The following is a 21,015-nucleotide window of genomic DNA, read 5'->3' on the forward strand; positions in this document are numbered from 1 at the left end:
AGATCAGGCGGCGTCGGTCGTCAGGCGCCGCATGCAGGCTTTCAACACCCTCTCGGCCGGAAGGTCCATCATATGCTGAAGCGCCTGGTCGAAACGGGGGTCCATGACGCGGAATTCCTCAAAGGTCCGCGGCCCCCGCAGGGTCTGACCGCCCCAGGGCCCGCGCACCGACTCGTCCGACGGGCCGAACAGCGCCGTCACCGGCACACCCGCCGCCACCGCCAGCTGGGTCCACAGCGAATCCCCGCCCAGATAAAAGTCCGCGCGCTGCAAGGCTGCCACCGTGGCCAGCGGCGGCAGCTTGCCCTGCGCCTCGATCACCCGCTCGCGCCGCACCACCAGCCGGATGGTATGGGCGGCATCCCGGTCGCCCGCCCCGCCGACGATCAGCAGTCGCCCGCCCGCCAGCGGTCCCCCTTCGCCCAGCAGGGCCTGCGCCACCTTGGCATAGCGTTCCGCCGGCCACAGCCGCCCGATCCAGTCCGCCCCGGGCCCAATGGCCAGCAGCGGCCCTTCGCCCGTCCCCAGCAGGGCCTCGGCCGCGGCCCGATCCTCGGCCGTCGGGTGCAGGCGCGGCGCCGGCACCTCGTCCAGCTGCAGCACGCGTGCCGCCGCCTCGACGGCATGCAGGCCGTCCGGCATCTGGCCCCTAACCGCCCGCTTCTGCCGCCTCAGCCAGCCCGACAACTTCGTGCCCCGCATATCGACGACCAGACCCCAGTGCGTGCCCCGCACCTGGTTCCACAGGCCCGTCAGCTCGGCCAGCCCCTCGCCCTTCAGGACCAGCGTCCGGTCCAGACGCGGCACCCCGGCAAACAACGGCGCGCTGGACGGTGATCCCACCACGGTGAACCGCGCCTGCGGCAAGGCTTCGGCCAGATGATCGAGCACGCCCGAGCCCATCACCGCCATCTCCGGGTCGGCTTCGGCGATATAGAGAACGGGAAAGGCCGAGGGCATAACCCTACCGTATACGGATTCTCGCAGTCGGGCAGCGGCATCGCCCCCTCGCCAAGCCGCCGCGGTCACCCTATCTGTGGACCATGTCCGCCTGCATCGCCTCCCTCCCTGATCGCGCCCTCGTCCGGGTCAGCGGCCCGGATGCCAGGACCTTCCTCAACGGCCTGCTGACGCAGGAGGTCCTGAGCCTCAAGCCGGGCGAGCTGCGCTTCGGCGCCCTGCTGTCCCCACCCGGTCGCCTGCTGTTCGACCTGTTCCTTCTGGGCCAGGACGACGGCGTGCTGATCGATGTCGCCGCTGACCGCCGGGACGCCCTGATCCAGCGGCTTTCGCTTTATCGCCTGCGCGCCGACGTCACGATCCAGCCGGACGACGGCACCGTCCAGGTCCTTTGGCCCGCAACTCCGGACACGCCCGGCACCTCGGACGCTCGCCTCGCGGATCTCGGCCACCGCCACTATGGCGCGCCCCTGCCCACCTCGGCCGAGGCCGCCGACTGGCACGATCACCGCCTGTCGCTGGGCATCCCCGACCCCGCCCGCGACGGCGGTCAGGACACCACCTATCCGATCGAGGCCGACTTCGATCTGCTCAACGGCATCGACTTTTCCAAGGGCTGTTTCATCGGTCAGGAGACGACCTCGCGCATGAAGCGGCGCGGCGCCATCCGCAACCGCATGCTGCCCCTCGACATTGACGGCCCCCTGCCCCCCTTCGGCTCCGAGGTCCTGAACGGAGACCGACGCGCGGGCCAGACCCTGTCCGGTCAGGGCGGCCGCCTCATGGCCCTGCTGCGTCTCGACCGGTTGGACGGCAACCTGACGGTCGAGGGGACGCCGGCAACGGTCCGACGGCCAGACTGGTTGGACCTCTAAAAAAAAGAAAACGCGCCCGAAGCGAACTCCGGGCGCGTCTCCCTATCGATCGTGAAACGTTTACTCGGCGGGCGTCTCGACGGCGGCGTCGACGTCCTCGGCCGCTTCGTTGGCGGCAGCGGCGGTGTTGTCGGCCACGGCGTCAGCATTCTCGGCGGTGTCTTCGGCGGCCGAGGCGACGGTGTCGCCGGCGGCGTCCGCGGTTTCAGCGGCATTGTCACCGGTCTCCTGCGAGCAGGCGGCAAGGGCCAGAGCGGCAGCAGCAGCGGCGAACAGGGCGATACGCATGGTTATATCCTCCGATTGTGGGAGCTATTGTTGTTTCGTTTCGGCAAGGACTTGTCCACCCCCTGACCTCCGTCGGCAGCCCTCTCGAGATCACGCCAGAGGGGCGAGCCGTCAGTCAGACGCCCGCTTCAGCTCCATCCGGAGCACCATCCGGCGCGCATCGCCTGTGTCCCAGCCGACCTCGCGGATCCGCAGGGCCGCTTCCAGCCACCGCACCCGCGTTTCCGGATCCTCGGTCAGGCGCGCCACCCGCACCATGGGATCGGCCATCGACACATGCCCCTGCCCGCGAAACTGCAGGATCGACAGCAGCGCCGCCTCATAGGTCTGGATCGCCTCATCGATCAGCCCCTCACGCTCATAGACCTCCGCCAGCCATAGCTGCGAGGCGATCAGGGCATCGGGATCGGTCTGGCCCAGTTCCCCGACCACACCGGGCGGATGCATGACGGCCTTGCTGTCCTGCGCGCGCGCCTCTCCCGCAAATGCAGCGGCAAGGCCGAGGGCAATCAGCGCGATCAGGAAGGGCATGCGGGTCACCTTCACCCCTTGCCAGACCGCGCGCCGCCCGGCGTCTGACGGGACATGACTCTTGCGTCCGGAGGCCAGCTCGGCGACCTTGCGGCCATGACCGACTCGCCCGTGCCCGACACGACCGGCCGCTGTGGCTGGTGCGGCACCGATCCCCTCTATGTCGCCTATCACGACCAGGAATGGGGCGTGCCTGAACGCGACCCGCGCGCCCTCTGGGAAAAGCTGGTGCTGGACGGCTTTCAGGCGGGCCTGTCGTGGATCACCATCCTGAAAAAGCGCGAGGCCTTCCGCGCTGCCTTTGACGATTTCGACCCGGAAAAGGTCGCCCGCTATGGCGAGGCTGACCGCCAGCGCCTGCTGAACGACGCGGGAATCGTCCGCTCGGGCGCCAAGATCGACGCCACCATTTCGGGCGCCCGCATCTGGCTGAACCTGCAGGATCAGGGCCGCGACATGTCGGACTGGCTGTGGTCCTTCGTCGACGGCCAGCCGATCCAGAACGAGTGGCCCTCCATGGCCCAGGTCCCGGCGTCGACCCCCGAGTCCATCGCCATGGCCAAGGCGCTGAAGGCCGAGGGCTTCAAATTCTGCGGTCCGGTCATCGTCTATGCCTTCATGCAGGCGACCGGCATGGTCAATGACCACGTCACGACCTGCCATCGGCATGCCCCCCTCTCAGGCGGGCAGGGCTGATGCTGCGACCTGATCTGACGCTGGAACAGGAATGGGCCTCGCACGGCCTCGTCTGTGGCGTAGATGAAGCCGGTCGTGGCCCCTGGGCCGGGCCGGTCAGCGCGGCCGCCGTCATCCTCGACCCCGACCATCTGCCCGAGGGCCTGAACGACTCCAAGGCGCTGTCAGAGGCCGCGCGCGAGGCGGCCGAGGCCGGCATCAAGGCGCGCGCCCTGTGCTGGTCCGTGGCCTTTGCGACAGTCGAGGAGATTGATCGCCTGAACATCCTGCGCGCCACCGAACTGGCCATGCGGCGCGCGGTTCAGGGTCTGGCGCAACGCGCCGCGCTGGCCCTGATCGACGGCAATCATGCGCTGGATGTGGGGTGCCGTTCGGTCGCCGTCATCAAGGGTGATGCGCGCTCCGCCTCCATCGCCGCCGCCTCCATCCTCGCCAAGACCGCGCGCGACCGGCTGATGCATGAGCTTGAAGCGGAACACCCCGGCTATGGGTTTGCCCGGCACAAGGGCTATGGCGTGCCGTTACACCGTCAGGCGCTGGACCGGCTGGGGCCGTGCAGCCAGCACCGCCGCTCCTTCGCGCCGATACGGCTGATGATTGAGGACAGGTTGAGCGCCTAAAGCGCCATCGCTCCGCCCAGCAAGGCGCCCAGCAGGGCCGCCAGCAAACCTCCGCCGACCAGGATCATCCAGTGCGGAATCTCTTCGCTCTCGGCCTCTGCAGGACCGGCGACGTTGGCTGCCGTGAACCGGTCGCGGCGCGGCTCGGGCGCACGCCAGGCGACGGTCTGAAAGGCGTCAATGGCCCGGTCCGACCGGACCAGACCCCGGCCCGCAAATCTGGCCTCGCTGCCCATTTCGTCCGCCTCAATGTCATGGATCGTCTGCATGACGACCAAACGGCATCAAACCCCGACGGTTCCCGCAGATCAAGCTGCGTGCGGCAGGGCCACCGGCTCCGGCGTCACCACATATAGGTACTCGACATTCCGCAAACGCCCGACCTGACCGACCTTCTCGCCCTTCGGGTTATGGATGCCGATGCGGGCTCCGACATAGCGGGGATGGGCGATTTCGATCACCTGCACATGCCCCCGCGCCGACAGCATGCCGGTCAGCGCCTCCCGGTCCAGATAGCCCTCGTCATTGAACGACACGACCAGATTGGGAGCGCGCAACCCCTCGATCACCGCCGCCAGCGCAGGGCCAATCCCGGGCCGGCTGTTGAAGGCGCTTTTCCGCGTCTTCACATCGATCCGCTTGTTGGCCACGCCATAGGTCTCGGGCTTGTCCCACAGCACCAGACTTTCCCAGCAGTGATAGTTCCCCAGATAGGAATGCTGGTTGTAGGGCGGGTCCAGATAGACCAGATCGGCCTCGATCTCCGGCGCGATCGTGACCGCATCGGCCTGCGTCGCCCGACATGGCGCCCCCACCGACGGCAGCACATCCGGCATCCGCAGTTCCAATGGCTTCAAGGCACGCGGGGCCCACTGCTTCATATAGGCCATCTGCACCCCGGCCGTGGAATCGACCCGGTCGGCCGCCTCCATCAGGCTGACCAGCACGATGGCCTTCAGGTCCGGCTCCAGGTCCAGCGCCTCGATCCGTTCGCGCATGGCGTCGATCCGCGCGCCGTTGTCCGGGTGGAAATAGCGGGCATCCTCACAGAACGCCCGGGTGAACCAGCCCGCCTCGGGCTTCAGCGTCCGCAGCTCGGCCAGCACCGCCAAGGCCCTATCGAGCCACCGCTCCCGGTCGGCCTGCACATAGGCCGTGGCCAGGGTGTGGGCATAGGCATTGTGGTCATTCGACCAGACGCGGTAGCCCGCCCGCTTCAGCGCATGCCCAACCCTGGCCGACCCGCTGAACAGATCACACACGGTCGTCCCCGACCCCGCCAGCGCGCCGATCGCCGAGGTCACCTGCCCCAGCAAAGCCCGCTTCGAGCCGATATATTTGATCATGCACTCATCTCCTCCCCCGCCCGCGGGGGAGGGGGACCACGGAGTGGTGGAGGGGGCGACAACAAGCGCCGGTGTCAGGGTTCGCCCCCTCCACCCCGCTGCGCGCGGTCCCCCTCCCCAGTTTCGCTACGCTCAGCAGAGGAGGATCACTTCCGCCGTTTCATCTTCGCCGGAGCATGCGCCAGTCGCAACAGATTCGCAGCCCCCGGCGCGCCGAACGGCGTCCCGGCCAGAATCAGGATCCTTTGACCCGGCTGGGCCAGACCATAGTCCATGGCCCCGTTGACCGCATCGTCGGTGACCTGTTCCAGCGAGTCCGGCTGGCGGCCCAGACGCGGCTCCAACCCCCAGACCAACGCCAGCCGCCGCGCCGTGTCCGGGTTGGGCGTCAGGGCCAGCACCGTGTGCAGGGGCCGCTCGCGCGCCATCCGCCGGGCCGTGCCGCCCAGCGTCGTGAACACGACGATACAGGCGGTCGACTGGGCCTCACCGGCTTTGCGCGCCGCGGCCACCAGGGCATCGGCGTCGATGTCGTCCATGCCGGCGTGTTCGGCATCCATCAGGCTGGGCCAGACCGGATCGCGTTCGACCCGCTCCATGATGCGGTTCATCATGGTCACCGCCTCGACCGGATAGTCGCCCGAGGCCGTCTCGGCCGACAGCATCAGGGCATCAGCCCCCTCATAGACGGCATTGGCGACATCAGTGGCCTCGGCCCGGGTCGGTGCGGGGGCACTGGTCATCGACTCCAGCATCTGGGTCGCCACGATCACTGGCACCCCGCGATGGCGAGCTGCGCGAATGATGGCCTTTTGCGCCACCGGCACCTCTTCGGGATCCAGCTCAACACCGAGGTCCCCGCGCGCCACCATCACCCCGTCGGAATAGTCGAGGATAGCCTCAAGCTCGTTCAACGCCTGGGGCTTTTCGATCTTGGCCAGACAGGCCGCCTTGCCGTTCACCAGCCGCTTCAGCTCGGCCATGTCCTCGGCCTTCTGCACAAAGCTCAGCGCCACCCAGTCGACGCCGATCCTGAGCGCAAAGGCCAGGTCCTCGCGGTCCTTGGGCGTCAGGGCCGACACCGGGATGACGGCTTCCGGCACCGCCACCCCCTTGCGGTCCGACAGCTTCGAGCCGCTTTCGACCGTCACATCGGCCCAGTCGTCCGATCGCTTGCCGACGCGCAGCCGCACCCGGCCGTCGTCCAGCAACAGCAGCATGCCTTCGCGCAACGCCCTGAAGATTTCCGGATGCGGCATCTGCACCCGCTTTTCGTCGCCCGGCTCGGGGTCGAGGTCGAAGCGCATCTTGTGGCCAGGTTTGATGTCGATCTCGACGTCCCGGAACCGGCCCAGCCGCAGCTTGGGCCCCTGCAGGTCGGCCAGCACGCCCAGCGGCCGCTTCAACGCCATCTCGGCCCCACGCACCGCCTTCAGCGCCGCCGCATGGTCGTCGTGCGAGCCGTGGCTGAAGTTCAGGCGGAACACATCCACCCCGGCCTGTGCCAAGGTCTTGACCATGCCGGGCGACCGGCTGGCCGGTCCCAGGGTCGCAACGATCCGGGCGTGTCGGGCTCTCTTCATCGAATATCCATGCGAACGGAGGGGATTTCCCCCTTGTGCCCACGAAAGCGCGTCGGGTTAAGGGCGGTTCTTGGCGCGAAACACGAAGTTACGCCCCGCGGTCGCGCCCCGACCCATTTCGCGCTACGGCACCACGCAGCAACGGAGACGATCATGGCAGGCCTCAAGGACAAGCGCGGCTTCATCGACAAGGACCGGCTGGACCTGTCCGAGCGTCAGGCTGTCGAGCACTGGATGAAGCGCTGGGGCGTCACCCGCGACCAGCTGACCGCCGCCCACCGCAAGGTCGGCCGCAACGTCAAGGACATCGCCGCCGAGCTTGGCAAGAAGCGCTGAGCCATGGTGCGAGCGGCGGGGGTCGAACCCGCATGACCGAAGTCGAGGGATTTTAAGTCCCTTGCGTCTACCAGTTTCGCCACGCTCGCCAGAGGCCTATTGCGCCGCCCGTAAGGCCCTGAAGTCGATGTCGGAGTTGGCCAGCAGCCACAGGAAGGCGGCCCAGGCAGCGACATTCTGGTCCAGCGCCTCGGGATCGATCCGGTCCAGCACATCGTCGGCCGTATGGTGCCAGTCGAAATAGTCCATGCCTTGCTGGTTCAGGCGAAAGGCGGGCACACCGGCCTGCACCAGCGGCGTGGTGTCGGGCCCGCCCCCGGTCGCCGGCGCCCCGTCGAACAGAATGCCCAGCGGCGTCAGCACCCGCATGGCGGCCCGGCGCAGATCACTGTCGCCCGCGCCCGCCGGCAGGGCCAGGCTGTAGATCCGGTCCGCGCCGAAATCGCTCTCGCTGGCGGCGACGTGCATCTCCAGGTCATCGGCCCGGCGGTCGGCATAGAAGCGCGCCCCGGCCAGACCCTGCGAGGGCGGCGGCTGGCTGACCTCCTCCGATCCCCACCAGACGACACGGATCGTGCGGCGCGGCTGCACCGGCAGATCCTCGATCAGCTTCAGCGCCGCCGTGGTGATGGCGATGCCGGCCCCATCGTCGATCGCGCCTGTGCCCAGGTCCCAGCTGTCCAGATGCCCGCCGATGACGATCACCTGATCGGGAAACTCCCAGCCGACCACCTCGGCCACGACATTCTGCGAATGGCTATCGGCGACAAAGCCCGCGCCCGACACCAGCCGCATGCGGATCGGCTCATCGCTCAGGCGTTGCGCGCGGCGCAGCTGGTCGGCGTCCGGCGGGCTGATGGCAAAGGCCGGGATCTGGCCCTCGCCGACCCGGGTCGCGCCCGTATGGGCAAAGCGGTGGTCATGGGTGCCCAGCGAGCGCAGCACATAGCCGACCGCCCCCCGGCTGGCCGCCTCGAACGGCCCCTGCCCCCGGATGGGCGAACTGGTGCCATAGCCGCGGCCGTCCTGGGCCGGCACCGTATCTTGCAGCACCACCACGATCTTGCCGGTCAGCGAGCCCTCGGGCTGGTCCAGCAGCTCCTGATAGGTCTCGAAGATCACCGCCTCGGCTTCAATCCCGCCCGGCGGGGTCGAAATCGTCCCACCGAGCGCGGTCGCCACCAGCGGCTGGGCAAAGGGCGACAGGATCTCGACCCGCGTCTCGCCCCGTTCCCACAGCTTCAGCGGAAAGGATTCGATCTCGACATTGGCAAAGCCCATGCCGGTCATCAGCTCGGCACCCCACTGTGCCGACGCCTGTTCCGAGGCCGAGCCCGCCGGGCGCGGTCCGAACCGGGTGGTCAGTTCCTCGACAATCTCGAACGCGCCGCTGCCCTCAAGGGCGCGATCGCGCAGCTGTTCGGCGATGCGGATGTCCTCGGCGCTCTGGGCCACGGTGGACGAGGCCACACCCAGCCCCATCAAACCCAGCGCCCCCGCCAAAGCTGTTGCTGCAAGCCGCATCGTCATCTCCCCCGAATACCGGAGCCGCAGTCCTAGCGGCTCAGGGGCGGGGCGCAAAGCCTGATCGGCCCGCCGCTACTCAGGCGTCCTGGAAATAGGGCTCGACCGGTCCCTGCAGCTTGACGGTCAGGGCCTTGCCGCGCCGATCCACCCGATTGCCGACGGCCAGGCGCACCCAGCCTTCGGACACGCAATATTCCTCGACATTGGTCTTTTCCTCGCCCTTGAAGCGGATGCCGACGCCCCGCGCCAGCACGGTCTCATCGTGGAATTTGCTGTCGGGATCGACGCACAGGCGATCGGGCGGGGTATCGGACATGACGGGTCCTCGGGCGGAAGAGAAACGAAGATCGCCCTCTTAGAGCCTCAGCCGGTCAAGGCAAGGGGACGCCTATTGCACCGTCTGACGGGCTGGGCCCCTTGCCGGGGCATCAGCGGTGGCCGGTGCGCGCTGGGCGGGAGTCTCCGCTGCGGGCGGCGGGGCCTGACGCGTCGGCGGGGTCGAACGGGCGGGCTGACGGGCAGGCTGTGCGCGCGTCGTGGCCGGGGGCGTGGCCGGGGTCGCGGCGGGCGTGGCCGCAGGCGTCGTCGCGGGCGTCGTCGCGGGCGTCGGCGCATCCCGCGTCGCGGCGGCCGCCCGCGCTTCCAGATCCGGACGGGTGTTCATCCCGGCCAGCTTCTCGGTCAGCTCGCGCGCCTCGGCGGGCGGCATCTGCGCCATGATGGCTGCGAGAGCCCGGGGCCGCATGGCCGCTGCCACCGGCAGGCGGACCTCATCGTCCAGCGTCGTGAACACCGCTGCGGCATCGCGCGGACGCATGGCCGAATAGACCTGCACCAGCCGGTCGACCTCGGCCTGTTCCTTCTCGTCCAGCTGGCCCAGCATGCCCTCGACCTCGCCCTTGACGGCATTCAGCTCGGCGATACGGGCGTCGATCTTCTGCTCGGCCGCGATCAGCAGCGGCAGCATGGTCGCCATCTCTTCCTCGCGGGCGTCCAGCTCGACGCGACGGCCCGACAGCGACTGGATGACGCGAAGCTCCGCCGGTGAAATCCCGGCCTGATCCGCCAGCTGTTCATCGGTCAGGGTGCAGACCCCGGTCACCGGCGGGGTGGGGTTCTGCGTTCCCTCGGCGGGCACGGCTTCCTCGGCCCAGGCCACCGCCCCCTGGAACATGCCCGGCATGGTGCTTGCTGCACGCACGGCAATCACCCCGCCGATGGCGATGGCAACGAGGGGCAGAAGGCGGGGCAGCTTGGACATCAGGGTCTTTCAGAGAGCGCGAAAGGAGGGGTCAGGCAGCAAACAGGTCTTCATCCAGACTGCGCCGCGCGCGGTTCAGGCTTTGTTTCGCAGCGTGGTTAGCGGCCAGCGCCTGCAGCACGGGGGCAAAGCGTTCCGCCGCCTCTCCGGGCACATCCGGGGCGACGGCCAGGCTCTCCAGCTTGCCGTAAAGGTCGGTCGCGGGATCGGCGCCCGGCGCCATCTTCAACTTAGGCTCGGCGGCGGGTACTGCGGCCATCGCGGTACGGACCTCGCGGCCCTCGCGCGCCAGCAGGCCCTCCAGTTCCTGCTTCAGGGCCCGAGCCTTGACGATGCGGTCGTGCAGCAGATCGGTTTCCTGACCCGCCTCGCGCAGGGTCTTCAGCGCTGACTCAGCCCGCCCGGCCGCGCTGTTCAGCTCCGCAATCGCCCCGGCGAACGCCGCCTGACCCTCGCGGACCGCCTTCAGACGACGATCTAGTCGCACGCCATAGGCGATGGCGCTGACCAGCAGCAGCATCAGTATGGCATCCAGAACCGTTCCGATCATGACAGATCCCTGTGTTTGGTCAGCCGCTCGGCGATCTCCGCCCGCACCGGCGCCTCGACGCGCACGGCGATATTCTGTCCCTTGCGGCCCATCCGTCCCGTCGTCAGCGGGATGGTGCCGCTGCGGATCGAGATTTCGGAATTGGGCGTCGCATTCAGCATCAGGGTGTCGCCAACCTTGAGGTTCAGCACCCGCGACAGGGGGACCTGCTGCTCGTCCAGAACAGCACGCACCTCGGTGCCCGTGGTCCACAGCTCGGTCGCAAGGTGGCCTTCCCAGATGTTGTCGCGGCCGAACTTCTCGCCCATGAACTGCTGCAGCAGCATCTTGCGGATCGGCTCCAGCGTGCCGTACGGCAGCAACAGCTCGATGCGCCCGCCGCGGTCCTCCATATCGATGCGCAGCTTGACCAGAATGGCCGCATTGGCCGGTCGGGCGATGGCCGCAAAGCGCGGATTGGTCTCCAGACGGTCGAGGTTGAAATGCACCGGCGTCAGCGGCTCGAATGCCGCCTTGGCATCGTTCAGCACCACCTCGACCATGCGCTGCACCAGCACCCGCTCGATGGTCGTATAGGGCCGCCCTTCGATCCTGAGCGCCGCCGTGCCGCGCCGCCCGCCCAGCAGCACATCGACGATCGAATAGATCAGGTTCGAATCGACCGTCAGCAGGCCATAGTTGTCCAGCTCCTCGGCCCGGAACACGGCCAGGATCGCCGGCAGCGGGATCGAGTTCAGATAGTCGCCGAACCGGATCGACGAGATGTTGTCGAGGCTGACTTCGACGTTGTCGCTGGTGAAGTTGCGCAGCGAGGTCGTCATCAACCGCACCAGGCGGTCAAAGACGATCTCGAGCATCGGCAGGCGCTCATAGCTGACCAGCGCCGAGTTGATGATCGCCCGGATGCCCGAGCGCTCCTCGTCGTCGCCGCTCATGTCAAAGCCGAGCAGGCTGTCGATCTCTTCCTGATTCAGGACCCGTTCGGGCATCAGGCCGGCACGACCGTCACCGGATTCGGTGCCGCCGAACGGATCGTCCTCGGTATCGGCGAGCGCGGCCTCGGCCATCCTAGTTCACCAGCATTTCTTCGATCAGCACGGCTTCCGCCTTCCCGGGCGCCAGGATCAGATTGACCCGACGCAGGATTTCCGCGCGCAGCTGGAAATTGCCGGCCGAGCCGTTCAGATCCTCGGTGCGCAGTTCGCGCAGGAACCCCTGGAACATGTCCTGCAGGCGCGGCATCTCGGCCATCAGCTGATCGGCCAGGTGGGCATCCTCCAGCTCCAGCGTCAGCCGCAGCTTCAGATAGGCGGGCCGACCGTCGGCGGTCTGAATGTTCACCACCATGTCGGGAAGGGTGTAGAAGGTTACGCCGTCCGGCCCCTCTGTGATCTTGCCCAGCGCGGGGTCCGGCTCCCCGCCGCCCTTGCCGCCGTGACCGCCGCCCTTGTCGGCCTTCTTCGTGTCGCCGTGGCCGTCGTCCTTGGGCGCCTCGTGTCCCTCGGCGCCATCGGCTGCCGCAGGTTTGGGCGACAGCATGAAGAAGGCGCCCGCGCCCCCGCCCCCCAGCACCAGCAGGGCGACGGGAATGATGATGAACAGCAGCGGCAATTTCTTCTTGGCGGGCGCTTCGCCCTCGCCGTCGCCACCTTCGCCGGCGCCTTCGGCCACGGCGACATCCGTCCCCTCGGCCTTTTTCTTCTTGCCAAATTTCAGCATGCGCTATGGCCCCACTCTGACCGGCCCAAAGAAGCGGGTTTTGGTTAACGGGGCGTTTAGAACCGGCATTTCCTGCCGGGTGCCCGACGTGCCCAATTCATTATCATATTGATTTTAATGCGTTAACTATATTGGCACGGCCCTTGCGACACCCCGGTCGAAGGAGTTCCGCCTTGGAAAACGTCGCCTACATCGGATTGTCTCGCCAGATGACGCTGCGCCGCGAGCTCGACATCGTGGCCAACAACATCGCCAATGCGAACACCACCGGCTTCAAGGTCGAGCAGCTGATGGTCGGCACCGAGATCGGCCAGGGGGCCCGCAACGACGCGGTGCGTCCGGGGGTCAGCTTTGTGCTCGATCGGGGCGTGGGTCGCGACTATGGCCAGGGCGCCCTGTCCCAGACCGGTCGCACTCTCGACTTCGCCATCGAGGGCGACGGCGCCTTCTTCACGGTCCAGGACGGTGACGCCGAGGCCTATACCCGCGACGGCGCCTTCACCATCAGCCCCGAGGGCTTGCTGGTCACCGCCGCCGGACTGCCGGTGCTCGGCGACGGCGGCGAGATCCTGCTCGACCCGGCACGCGGTGCCCCCCAGGTGGCCGGGGACGGCACCATCAGTCAGGACGGCCAGATCGTCGGACGCCTGACCGTCGTGCGCTTCGACACCCTGTCGGTGCTCGAAAAAGCCGGCGACGGCCTGTACCGCAACACCTCGAATGCCCAGCCGATGGACGCCCCCGACGCCCGCATCCATCAGGGGATGCTGGAGGGCTCCAACGTCAATCCCATCCTCGAAATCACCAATCTGATCGAGATCAGCCGCAGCTATGAGCGCATCTCGAAAATGATCGAACAGAGCAACGAACTGAGCCGCAAGTCCGTCGAGCGGCTGGGGCGCGTGGGCTGATGCCGACCCGTCCCCTTCCCCCTTCCCCCTCAAGGAGAGCAATCCCATGAGAGCGCTACGCACCGCCGCCTCCGGCATGTCAGCCCAGCAGCTGAACGTCGAGGTCATCTCCAACAACATCGCCAACATGAACACGGTCGGCTTCAAGCGTCAGCGGGCCGAGTTCCAGGACCTGCTGTACCAGAACGTCGAACGCATGGGCGGCAGTTCCTCGGCGCAGGGCACGGTGGTCCCGACCGGCATCCAGATCGGTGCCGGTGTGAAGGCCGGCAGCGTCTACCGCATCACCGAACAGGGCACCCCCACCCAGACCGGCAACCGGCTGGACCTGGCCATCGACGGCAAGGGCTATTTCCAGATCACCATGCCCTCGGGCGAGACCGCCTACACCCGCGCCGGCAACTTCTCGGTCAATGGCGAGGGCCAGGTCGTCACCGACGATGGCTATCCCGTCGAGCCCGCGATCAGCATCCCGCAGGACGCCATCGACGTCTTCATCTCCAAGGCGGGCGAGGTCCAGATCATCCAGGCCGGCCAGACCGAACCGACCGTCGTCGGCCAGATCGAGATCGCCACCTTCTTCAATGAAGCGGGCCTCGAGGCCATCGGCGACAACCTGCTGCTCGAAACCGCCGCTTCCGGCCCCGCCACCCCGGGCGCCCCGGGCGAGCCCGGCTTCGGCCAGCTGCTGCAGGGCTATACCGAGGCCTCGAACGTCGACGCCGTCTCCGAGATCAGCGCCCTGATCATCGCCCAGCGCGCCTATGAAATGAACTCCAAGGTCATCTCGACCGCCGACGAAATGATGTCGGTCTCGGCCCAGGTGAAGGGCTGATGGCTCGCCTCGCCTCTCGCCTCATCCGCCGCCTCGCGCTCGGCGTCTGCCTTGCCTTTGCCGCTTCGGCGGCGCTGGCCTCGGCGCCGGTCACCCTGCGCGACAATCCGGTCGACGACGACGGTCAGGTCACGCTCGGCGAACTGTTCGAGGGCGCCGGTGCCGCTGCCGATATCGTCATCGCCCGCCGCGCTGGCCCGACGGTCGTGCTCGACGCCGGCATGGTCCAGTCGCGCGCCCACCAGGCCGGTCTGGCATGGTCGAACCCGCGCGGCCTGCGCCGGGTGGTCGTCCGTCAGGGCAGCACGACACCCGCAGCCCCGTCGGCCACCTCTGCCGCGGCCCGCCCGGGCGAGACCGTCGAAGTCCTGACCTGGACCCGCAGCCTCGCCGCCGGTGACATCATCCGCCCCGAGGACCTCGCCTGGACCGAGGTTCAGGCCCACCGCGCGCCCGTCGGTGGCCCGGCCGACGCCGAGGAGGTCATCGGCCTGTCCGCGCGCCGGGCCCTGCGCTCCGGCACGCCGGTGCTGGGCCGCGACCTCGCCCAGCCCCAGGTCATCGCCCGCAATGACATGGTCCAGGTCGCCTATGTCGATCAGGGCCTGACCCTGACCATCACCGGCCGGGCCACCCGCGATGCCGCCATCGGCGAGCCCGTGCCCATCCTGAACCTGCAGTCCGGCCGGACCATCGAGGCCATCGCCACCGCCCCCGGTCAGGCCATGGTCGGCCCCGCCGCCCGTACCTTCCGCGCCCAATCCCGCTGATCCGTCCCGCTGAGAGGATTCCCATGCGTATCGTCCTGACCCTGACCGCCCTCTCTGCCCTGTCGGTGGGCGCCTGCTCGACCGCGATCGAGGCGGTGCGCGGCCCTGAACTGGCCCCGATCGGCTATCCGGCGGCCCTCGTTCCGGTGCAGCAGCAGTATCTGCCGGCGCCCGAAGCCCGCCCCGCCAGCGCCAACAGCCTGTGGCGCACGGGGGCCCGCACCTTCTTCGGCGACCAGCGCGCCCGCTATGTCGGCGACATCGTCACGGTTCGCATCGACATCGACGACCGCGCCCAGACACAGAACTCGACCGAGCGGTCCCGTACCAATGACGCCTCGGGCGGCGTCACCAACTTCTTCGGACTGGAGAGCAGCATCGGCCAGGCCTTCCCGGGCGGTTTCGACCCGGCCAACATGGTCGGCGTCCAAGGTCAGGCCAATGCCGCCGGCTCCGGCAGCGTCAACCGCTCCGAGCGCGTCAACCTGACCATCGCAGCCGTCGTCACGGATGTCCTGCCCAACGGCAATCTGATCATCCAGGGCCGTCAGGAGGTCCGCACCAACCGCGAGGTGCGCGAGCTGACCATCGCCGGCATCGTCCGGCCACAGGACATCTCCTCGGCCAACAGCATAGACCACACCCAGATCGCCGAGGCCCGCATTTCCTACGGCGGCCGTGGCGACATCAGCCGCATGCAGGCCACCCCCGCGGCTCAGTCCCTGGTCGAGCGCTTCAGCCCCTTCTGAGCCCCGCCCCCACACCCCAAAGCTCACCCCCGGCAATTTCTGCCGGGGGTCGAAGCTTGGCCGTGAACCGTTAACGGCCAACCGCGTTTCCCTCGCCAGAGAGGTGTTCGCATGTTCAAGATTCTGATCCCCGCCGTCGCCGCCCTGGGCCTGGTCGCCCACGCGGCCCAGAGCTACACCGCCGAAGACGGCGTTGCGGCGGCTCCGATCATGCTCGTGGCTGAGGCTCCGGTCGAAGCCGCGCCTGCGACGCCCGCGATGGACTGGCATTTCCACACCGAGGGCGACACCGCCAAACTGGCCTATGGCGTCGCCAACTCCGACCAGCTGGTGCTGATCCTGATGTGCACCCCCGGCGAGGACAAGGTGTCGACGCTCGGCTCGGTCCGCGCCGAGGCTGATACGGCCACCGGCCAGACCTCTTATCAGGACCCCATGACCGGCGGCGTCCTGCACGAATCCGAGATCGCACGGAACGATGCCGCGCTCGCTGACCTCGCCGCCACGGGCAAGATGACCGTCGTCAGCGATCAGGGAAAGGTCGCTATCGGCTCGGACGCGACCGATCAGGAAGCCGTGAAGACGTTCTTCGCCTCTTGCGGAACGGCCCCGGCCTGATCATCTCTTCTCCGTTCGGGAGAGGGAAACCATGATGATTACGCTGGCTGCGATACTGGCCCTGCATACTGGTCTGGCCCAGGCCGACGGCTGGGTCTGGTCCCTTTACGAGGACACGCGCGAGACCGTCCTCGCCCGTGAAATCCCCGACACTGATCGCCTGACCACCACCCTCGCCTGCGCCCCCGGCTCGGGCCGGGTCGTGGTCAGCTTCTATGACTTGCCGGCCCGTGCAGGGTTCGCCAACTTCCGCTCCGGCGACGCCAGCGGCACGGCCCAGATGGCGGCGGGCGAGGGCTCCGATCCCTTCTCCCTGACCCTGCGCACCGATCATCCAGCCATCGCCAACTTCACGGCGACCGGATCGCTGGAAGTGGTGGCCGGCGACCAGACGCGTACGATCACCTTCTCGCGCCCCCACCTTGCAAAGCTGCGCCGTTTCACGGAAATCTGTGCGGGTTGAGCCCGACGGCTCGGGGGACATCATGCGCGCCACCTCACTGCCGCTCCTCGTCGCGCTTCTGACGCTGGGCGCCTGCGCGTCGATGGACCCCGCGCCCACAGCCCTCAGCCCGACCGATACCCCGGATTCCGCACCCCAGCCGATCGCCGATCACGACTGGGCCTTCTACGTCGAGAACGATCAGGCCTCCCTCGCCTATGGCCGGGCCGAGAGCGACGACGTCTGGCTGTCCCTCGCCTGTAACAAGGACAGCGGCCGCCTCGACCTGTTCCGTCCCGCCGATGCCGATGGCCAGCCCGTCATCTACCTCGAATCCGGCGGCGAGACCGAGCGCTTCACCGGGCGCATCGAGCCTTCCGAGCTGTTCGAGCACGGCGAGGTCCTGGCCGAGGCCCCGACCACGCCCCCGGTGTTCCAGCGGTTTCGCAGGCTGGGCTGGCTGGGCCTTCACGACGCCGAGGGCCGGGCCCTGATGGTGGCCCACCCGACCTCCACCGACGGCATAGAGCGCTTCTTCGCCTACTGCGGCTGAGCCTCCGCTTGACGGGACGGTCCCCCTCGTCTCGACTGCCCGCTCGACTTCTGGGGGAATGACCAATGAACAGACCGGTTCTGGCCACGGCGCTCGCAGCGCTCATGATCGGCGTCTCCGCCTGCGCGACACCCGCAGCCGACCCGGCCTCCCCCGCCGCCGTCACAGCCCCTACCGCCAGCCAGGCCCTGGCCGCCGTCATCACAGACTATGAGGCCTTCCTCAAACGGCACGACCCCTTCGGCGCCTCACAGGAAGGCGACGAGGCCGCGAAATCCCGCCTACCCGACCTCTCGCGTGAAGGCGAGCTGGCCCGCAGGCCTGAGCTTGTCGCCCTGTCCGACCGGCTGGCCGCCATCGACGTCACGGCCCTCAGCCCGGCCGAGGCCCAGAACCACGCCTTTGCCACCTGGCTGATCACCCGCGCCATCGAGGGCATCGACCTCGACGTCTCGCGCATGGCCTTCAACTCCGAAGGCGGCTTTGGCCAGTCGGCGGCCTATATCGCCGGCTCGGCCCGCCTGACCGACCGCGACGATGTCGAGGCCTGGCTGACCCGGCTGGAAAACATGGGCCCCCTGTTTGACGCGACCCTCGCCAATGCCCGCCGAGGCCTCGACACCGGCCTGCTCCAGTCGCGCTCGGTCGTCGAAAGCGCTCTGCTGCTGGCCGAAACCGACGCCGCCCTGACCGCTGCCACCGACCCGCTTCTGCGCCCCACCGCCAACCTTCCGGCCTCGATCCCCGAGGGCGAGCGCCGCGCGTATCAGGCCCGGGCCGAATCCATCGTCCGCGACCACATCCAGCCGCGCCGCCGCGCATGGCGGGACTTCCTCAAGGACGACTATCTGCCGGTCGCGCCCGAGACCCCCGGTCTGGTTCACCGCCCCGGCGGCCGTGACATCTATGCCTGGCTGGTGCGTGGCTACACCACCACCGACCTGACCCCCGACCAGGTCCACCAGATCGGTCTCGACGAGGTTGCCCGCATCCGGGCCCGCATGGAGATCGAGATGCGCGCCGCCGGCTGGACCGGCGACTTCCCCGGCTTCCTGACCTTCCTGCGCACCGACCCGCAGTTCTACGCCTCCACCCGCGAGGAGCTGCTGGAAAAGGCGTCGGAAATGTCCAAGCGCGCCGATGACGGCCTACCCGCCCTGTTCGGCACCCTGCCCCGCCTGCCTTACGGCGTCCGTCCCGTGCCCGCCGAGATCGAGGCCAACTACACCACCGGCCGCTACTTCTCCGGCTCGATGCGGAACGGCATCGCGGGCGGCTATATGGTGAACACCTCACGCCTCGACCAGCGCCCGCTCTACGAACTCCCGGCCCTGACGCTGCACGAGGCCGTGCCCGGCCACCATCTGCAGATTGCCTTGCAACAGGAAGCCGCCGACCAGCCCTATTTCCGGCGCGACGCCAATGTCACCGCCTTCACCGAGGGCTGGGGTCTCTATGCCGAATTCCTCGGCGAGGAGATGGGCTTTTACCGCACCCCCTACGAACGCTTCGGCCGCCTCAGCTATGAGATGTGGCGCGCCTGCCGCCTCGTCGCCGACACCGGCATGCACTGGATGGGCTGGTCCGTCGAACAGGCCCGCACCTGTTTCACTGACAACTCGGCGCTCGCCCCCCACAACATCGAGACCGAACTGCAGCGCTATGTCGGCTGGCCCGGTCAGGCCACGGCCTACAAGATCGGCGAGATCCGCCTGCGCCAGATCCGCACCCGGGCGGAGACGGCCCTCGGCGAAGACTTCGACGTTCGCGCCTTCCACGACGCCCTGCTGGTCCCCGGCCCCCTCCCCCTCGCCCTGCTCGACGCCCACATGAACCGCTGGATCGAGGAACAGCGGGCGAAGCAGTAGTCGTCCGCGATGCGGGTTCATCACAGCGACCACGGCACTTTCACAGCGGACACAGCGGGGTCGAGCCCGCTGCCCCCGCTGTGGTCGCCGTGTCCTCGCTGTGTTCGCTGTGATGAACCCCTCCCTTAAGCCCCCTCTCCCGGCGGGAGAGGGGGTTGGGGGTGAGGGGCTCTCCGCCTCCCTCGGCGTGAGCCGTCGCACCGGTCCTGCCACGGCTTGCGCCGACTGACACCGTCGCCCCTCATCCGTCGCTCGCGCGACACCTTCTCCCATCGGGAGAAGGGACAATGATGATGGGTTGAGCGCCTCAGTTATGATAGTCGCCCCCGAATTCCCCCGCCCTTTCAACGCCCCCACCGTTTCCCGGACCGTTCTTCCCGACCAGGTCCAGCCGTGTGCCACACTCCCTCCGTCCCGTCGCACGGAGGGCTCGTAAGGCCTGCGACCTTGTGAGCGGCGGGAGCGGATGGAGCGGGGTTGTTGGGACACCGCCGATCAAACTTCGGGCCTCAAGCAGTGAGCGCCCGCGGCGCGAACGGTAGGCCCCAAAAACATTGGGTCGAGGGGGATACTCGACCGTTCCGGGAGGTGTCGCAGGACATCCCCGCCCGCCGGGGGCGCTGCGGTAAGGCCCGAACACGGCCACCCGACGCAAGCTTCCGGAAAACCACCGCGCGGAGCGTCAGCTTTCGTCGAAACGGTAATACTCATTCACTCCGGGCGAAGGCCCGGCGCTCCGCCTGCCCTCCACCTCTGCCCCAAGGGCGAGAGGCAGACAGCCGTGCCCTTCTCCCCCCCAAGGGAGAAGGCACCATTTCAGAGCATTCAGACGGTTCAGACGGTTCAGACGGTGTTTATTTGCAGGACGAGCCGCCCCTACCCCAGCCCCAGCTCGGCCCTCGCTTTCTTCGTCAGCTTCGCCGCGATCAGGGCGTGGGCGGTCTTGAGATGATCGGCCAGCTCGCCCTCATCCCAGCTCGCCGGATCCGCCACCTGCACCCATTTCGCCCGCGCCATATAGGGGGCAGGCGCCGCGTATCCGGCTTCGGTCAGCACCTCATAGGCGATGTCCGAGACCTTGAAGCTCAGCGCGCCCTCGCCGCCGACGATGGCGAACATCTTGCCGCCGACCTTGTAGACGTCGTGATCCTCGCCAAACGAATGGGCCAGCGTGGTCGCCGGCAGCGCCAGACACACCCGGCCGATCCCCGCCCGGTCCATCGATCAGGCCCCCTCTGTCTCGAATTTGGGGCCAACGCCGATCGGGCAGACCACGCCGGTCCCGCCGATGCCGCAATAGCCCGCCGGGTTCTTCGCCAGATACCCCTGGTGATAGTCCTCGGCATAATAGAAGGGTCCCAGCGCCGCGATCTCGGTCGTGATCTCGCCCCGGCCGGCCTTGGCCAGCGCCGCCTGATAGGCCTCCCGCGACCGCTCGGCCTCGGCCTTCTGGCCCTCGTCGCCGTAATAGATGGCCGAGCGATAGGTGGTGCCGATGTCATTGCCCTGGCGCATGCCCTGGGTCGGGTCGTGGTTCTCCCAGAAGGCCTTCAGCAGGTCGCCGTAGGAAATGACCTCGGCGTCGAACACCACCTTGACCACTTCGGTATGGCCGGTGCGCCCGGTGCAGGTCTCCTCATAGGTGGGATTGGGGGTCACCCCGCCCGAATACCCGACCGCCGTCACCCACACCCCCGGCAGCTGCCAGAAGATGCGCTCCACGCCCCAGAAACAGCCCATGCCGAACACCGCCGTCTCGAACCCCTCCGGGTACGGCCCCTTCAGCGGATGGCCGCTGACGAAATGCCACTCATCGGTGGGCAGGGGCTCGGCGCGGCCCGGCAGGGCGGTTTCGGCCGTGGGCATCTGGGTCTTTTGCGTCAGCATGGCGGTTCTCGAACAAAACAGGGAAGACACGGCATATGGGGTGCCACCCCCCGCTTGCCGAGAGGGCCAGTCTGTTCTATCAGCCTCGCC

The 21,015-nt window shown here is 68.0% G+C and carries 26 protein-coding genes and 1 tRNA gene; 12 read left to right on the plus strand and 15 right to left on the minus strand.

Features of this window, described 5'->3' with window-relative positions; genetic code table 11:
- Nucleotides 1–3: 3 nt before the first annotated feature.
- Nucleotides 4–960, minus strand: a complete 957-nt coding sequence (locus EG854_RS07255) for a glycosyltransferase family 9 protein (protein WP_123287307.1) — start codon at nt 958–960, stop codon at nt 4–6.
- 83 nt (nt 961–1,043) lie between these two features.
- Between EG854_RS07255 and ygfZ the strand changes: the two genes are divergently transcribed.
- Entirely contained in the window at nt 1,044–1,835 is a 792-nt protein-coding gene (gene ygfZ, locus EG854_RS07260) for a CAF17-like 4Fe-4S cluster assembly/insertion protein YgfZ (protein ID WP_123287309.1), read from the plus strand.
- Between the two features lie 60 nt (nt 1,836–1,895).
- Here ygfZ and EG854_RS07265 read toward each other — a convergent pair whose 3' ends face one another.
- Both EG854_RS07265 and EG854_RS07270 read right to left on the minus strand, forming a co-directional pair.
- On the minus strand, nt 1,896–2,123 hold the full coding sequence (locus tag EG854_RS07265) for a hypothetical protein (RefSeq protein ID WP_123287310.1): 228 nt from the start codon (nt 2,121–2,123) through the stop codon (nt 1,896–1,898).
- Nucleotides 2,124–2,234: 111 nt separating this feature from the next.
- Entirely contained in the window at nt 2,235–2,654 is a 420-nt protein-coding gene (locus tag EG854_RS07270) for a tetratricopeptide repeat protein (RefSeq protein ID WP_123287312.1), read from the minus strand.
- Nucleotides 2,655–2,750: 96 nt separating this feature from the next.
- Between EG854_RS07270 and EG854_RS07275 the strand changes: the two genes are divergently transcribed.
- Nucleotides 2,751–3,350, plus strand: a complete 600-nt coding sequence (locus tag EG854_RS07275; RefSeq protein WP_123287469.1) for a DNA-3-methyladenine glycosylase I — start codon at nt 2,751–2,753, stop codon at nt 3,348–3,350.
- Nucleotides 3,350–3,970, plus strand: coding sequence for a ribonuclease HII (locus tag EG854_RS07280; RefSeq protein ID WP_123287314.1), 621 nt, complete (start codon nt 3,350–3,352; stop codon nt 3,968–3,970). The genes EG854_RS07275 and EG854_RS07280 overlap by 1 nt, the downstream gene beginning before the upstream one ends.
- Here the strand turns inward: EG854_RS07280 and EG854_RS07285 are convergent.
- The 3 genes from EG854_RS07285 to pyk form a co-directional block, all read right to left on the minus strand.
- Nucleotides 3,967–4,239, minus strand: coding sequence for a hypothetical protein (locus EG854_RS07285; RefSeq protein ID WP_164461927.1), 273 nt, complete (start codon nt 4,237–4,239; stop codon nt 3,967–3,969). The two genes, EG854_RS07280 and EG854_RS07285, sit on opposite strands and share 4 nt — an antisense overlap.
- Nucleotides 4,240–4,278: 39 nt before the next feature.
- Entirely contained in the window at nt 4,279–5,316 is a 1,038-nt protein-coding gene (locus EG854_RS07290; RefSeq protein ID WP_123287318.1) for a DNA adenine methylase, read from the minus strand.
- A 146-nt stretch (nt 5,317–5,462) separates the two neighbouring features.
- Nucleotides 5,463–6,899, minus strand: coding sequence for a pyruvate kinase (pyk, locus tag EG854_RS07295; protein WP_123287319.1), 1,437 nt, complete (start codon nt 6,897–6,899; stop codon nt 5,463–5,465).
- Between the two features lie 153 nt (nt 6,900–7,052).
- Here pyk and EG854_RS07300 point away from each other — a divergent pair, with 153 nt between their 5' ends.
- Entirely contained in the window at nt 7,053–7,235 is a 183-nt protein-coding gene (locus EG854_RS07300; protein ID WP_123287321.1) for a DUF3606 domain-containing protein, read from the plus strand.
- Nucleotides 7,236–7,239: 4 nt separating this feature from the next.
- Here EG854_RS07300 and EG854_RS07305 read toward each other — a convergent pair.
- From EG854_RS07305 to EG854_RS07335, 7 genes are all read right to left on the minus strand, one after another.
- Nucleotides 7,240–7,324, minus strand: a tRNA-Leu gene (locus EG854_RS07305).
- A gap of 7 nt (nt 7,325–7,331) precedes the next feature.
- Complete coding sequence (locus EG854_RS07310; RefSeq protein WP_241153164.1) at nt 7,332–8,759, minus strand: M20/M25/M40 family metallo-hydrolase; 1,428 nt, start codon at nt 8,757–8,759, stop codon at nt 7,332–7,334.
- Nucleotides 8,760–8,838: 79 nt separating this feature from the next.
- Nucleotides 8,839–9,078 (minus strand): DUF3297 family protein, encoded by a 240-nt coding sequence (locus EG854_RS07315; protein ID WP_123287326.1) that lies wholly within the window; start codon nt 9,076–9,078, stop codon nt 8,839–8,841.
- A 72-nt stretch (nt 9,079–9,150) separates the two neighbouring features.
- Nucleotides 9,151–10,023 (minus strand): MotE family protein, encoded by an 873-nt coding sequence (locus EG854_RS07320; protein ID WP_123287328.1) that lies wholly within the window; start codon nt 10,021–10,023, stop codon nt 9,151–9,153.
- A 31-nt stretch (nt 10,024–10,054) separates the two neighbouring features.
- Nucleotides 10,055–10,573, minus strand: a complete 519-nt coding sequence (locus tag EG854_RS07325; RefSeq protein ID WP_123287330.1) for a DUF6468 domain-containing protein — start codon at nt 10,571–10,573, stop codon at nt 10,055–10,057.
- Nucleotides 10,570–11,640, minus strand: a complete 1,071-nt coding sequence (gene fliM, locus EG854_RS07330) for a flagellar motor switch protein FliM (RefSeq protein WP_123287332.1) — start codon at nt 11,638–11,640, stop codon at nt 10,570–10,572. The genes EG854_RS07325 and fliM overlap by 4 nt, the downstream gene beginning before the upstream one ends.
- 1 nt (nt 11,641) lies before the next feature.
- A complete protein-coding gene (locus EG854_RS07335) occupies nt 11,642–12,292 on the minus strand; it encodes a flagellar basal body-associated FliL family protein (protein ID WP_123287334.1) in 651 nt (216 codons plus the stop codon).
- Nucleotides 12,293–12,465: 173 nt separating this feature from the next.
- Here EG854_RS07335 and flgF point away from each other — a divergent pair, with 173 nt between their 5' ends.
- From flgF to EG854_RS07375, 8 genes are all read left to right on the plus strand, one after another.
- Nucleotides 12,466–13,203: a flagellar basal-body rod protein FlgF gene (gene flgF, locus EG854_RS07340; RefSeq protein WP_123287336.1), complete on the plus strand. Its 738-nt coding sequence runs from the start codon at nt 12,466–12,468 to the stop codon at nt 13,201–13,203.
- A 46-nt stretch (nt 13,204–13,249) separates the two neighbouring features.
- Nucleotides 13,250–14,038, plus strand: a complete 789-nt coding sequence (gene flgG / locus EG854_RS07345) for a flagellar basal-body rod protein FlgG (protein WP_123287338.1) — start codon at nt 13,250–13,252, stop codon at nt 14,036–14,038.
- Entirely contained in the window at nt 14,038–14,808 is a 771-nt protein-coding gene (gene flgA / locus EG854_RS07350) for a flagellar basal body P-ring formation chaperone FlgA (RefSeq protein ID WP_123287340.1), read from the plus strand. The genes flgG and flgA overlap by 1 nt, the downstream gene beginning before the upstream one ends.
- Nucleotides 14,809–14,831: 23 nt before the next feature.
- Complete coding sequence (flgH, locus tag EG854_RS07355; RefSeq protein WP_123287342.1) at nt 14,832–15,557, plus strand: flagellar basal body L-ring protein FlgH; 726 nt, start codon at nt 14,832–14,834, stop codon at nt 15,555–15,557.
- Nucleotides 15,558–15,668: 111 nt separating this feature from the next.
- Entirely contained in the window at nt 15,669–16,175 is a 507-nt protein-coding gene (locus EG854_RS07360) for a hypothetical protein (protein WP_123287344.1), read from the plus strand.
- 31 nt (nt 16,176–16,206) lie between these two features.
- On the plus strand, nt 16,207–16,638 hold the full coding sequence (locus EG854_RS07365; protein WP_123287346.1) for a hypothetical protein: 432 nt from the start codon (nt 16,207–16,209) through the stop codon (nt 16,636–16,638).
- A gap of 22 nt (nt 16,639–16,660) precedes the next feature.
- Nucleotides 16,661–17,170 (plus strand): hypothetical protein, encoded by a 510-nt coding sequence (locus EG854_RS07370; protein WP_206423384.1) that lies wholly within the window; start codon nt 16,661–16,663, stop codon nt 17,168–17,170.
- Between the two features lie 65 nt (nt 17,171–17,235).
- On the plus strand, nt 17,236–19,038 hold the full coding sequence (locus tag EG854_RS07375; protein ID WP_164461929.1) for a DUF885 domain-containing protein: 1,803 nt from the start codon (nt 17,236–17,238) through the stop codon (nt 19,036–19,038).
- A gap of 876 nt (nt 19,039–19,914) precedes the next feature.
- Here EG854_RS07375 and EG854_RS07380 read toward each other — a convergent pair.
- Both EG854_RS07380 and msrA read right to left on the minus strand, forming a co-directional pair.
- Nucleotides 19,915–20,259: an MmcQ/YjbR family DNA-binding protein gene (locus EG854_RS07380; protein ID WP_123287350.1), complete on the minus strand. Its 345-nt coding sequence runs from the start codon at nt 20,257–20,259 to the stop codon at nt 19,915–19,917.
- A gap of 3 nt (nt 20,260–20,262) precedes the next feature.
- A complete protein-coding gene (msrA, locus tag EG854_RS07385; RefSeq protein WP_123287352.1) occupies nt 20,263–20,925 on the minus strand; it encodes a peptide-methionine (S)-S-oxide reductase MsrA in 663 nt (220 codons plus the stop codon).
- Nucleotides 20,926–21,015 lie beyond the last annotated feature (90 nt).

Origin of the sequence: Brevundimonas halotolerans (assembly GCF_003730275.1) — a bacterium.
In the GTDB taxonomy this organism is placed as follows: Bacteria; Pseudomonadota; Alphaproteobacteria; order Caulobacterales; family Caulobacteraceae; genus Brevundimonas; species Brevundimonas halotolerans.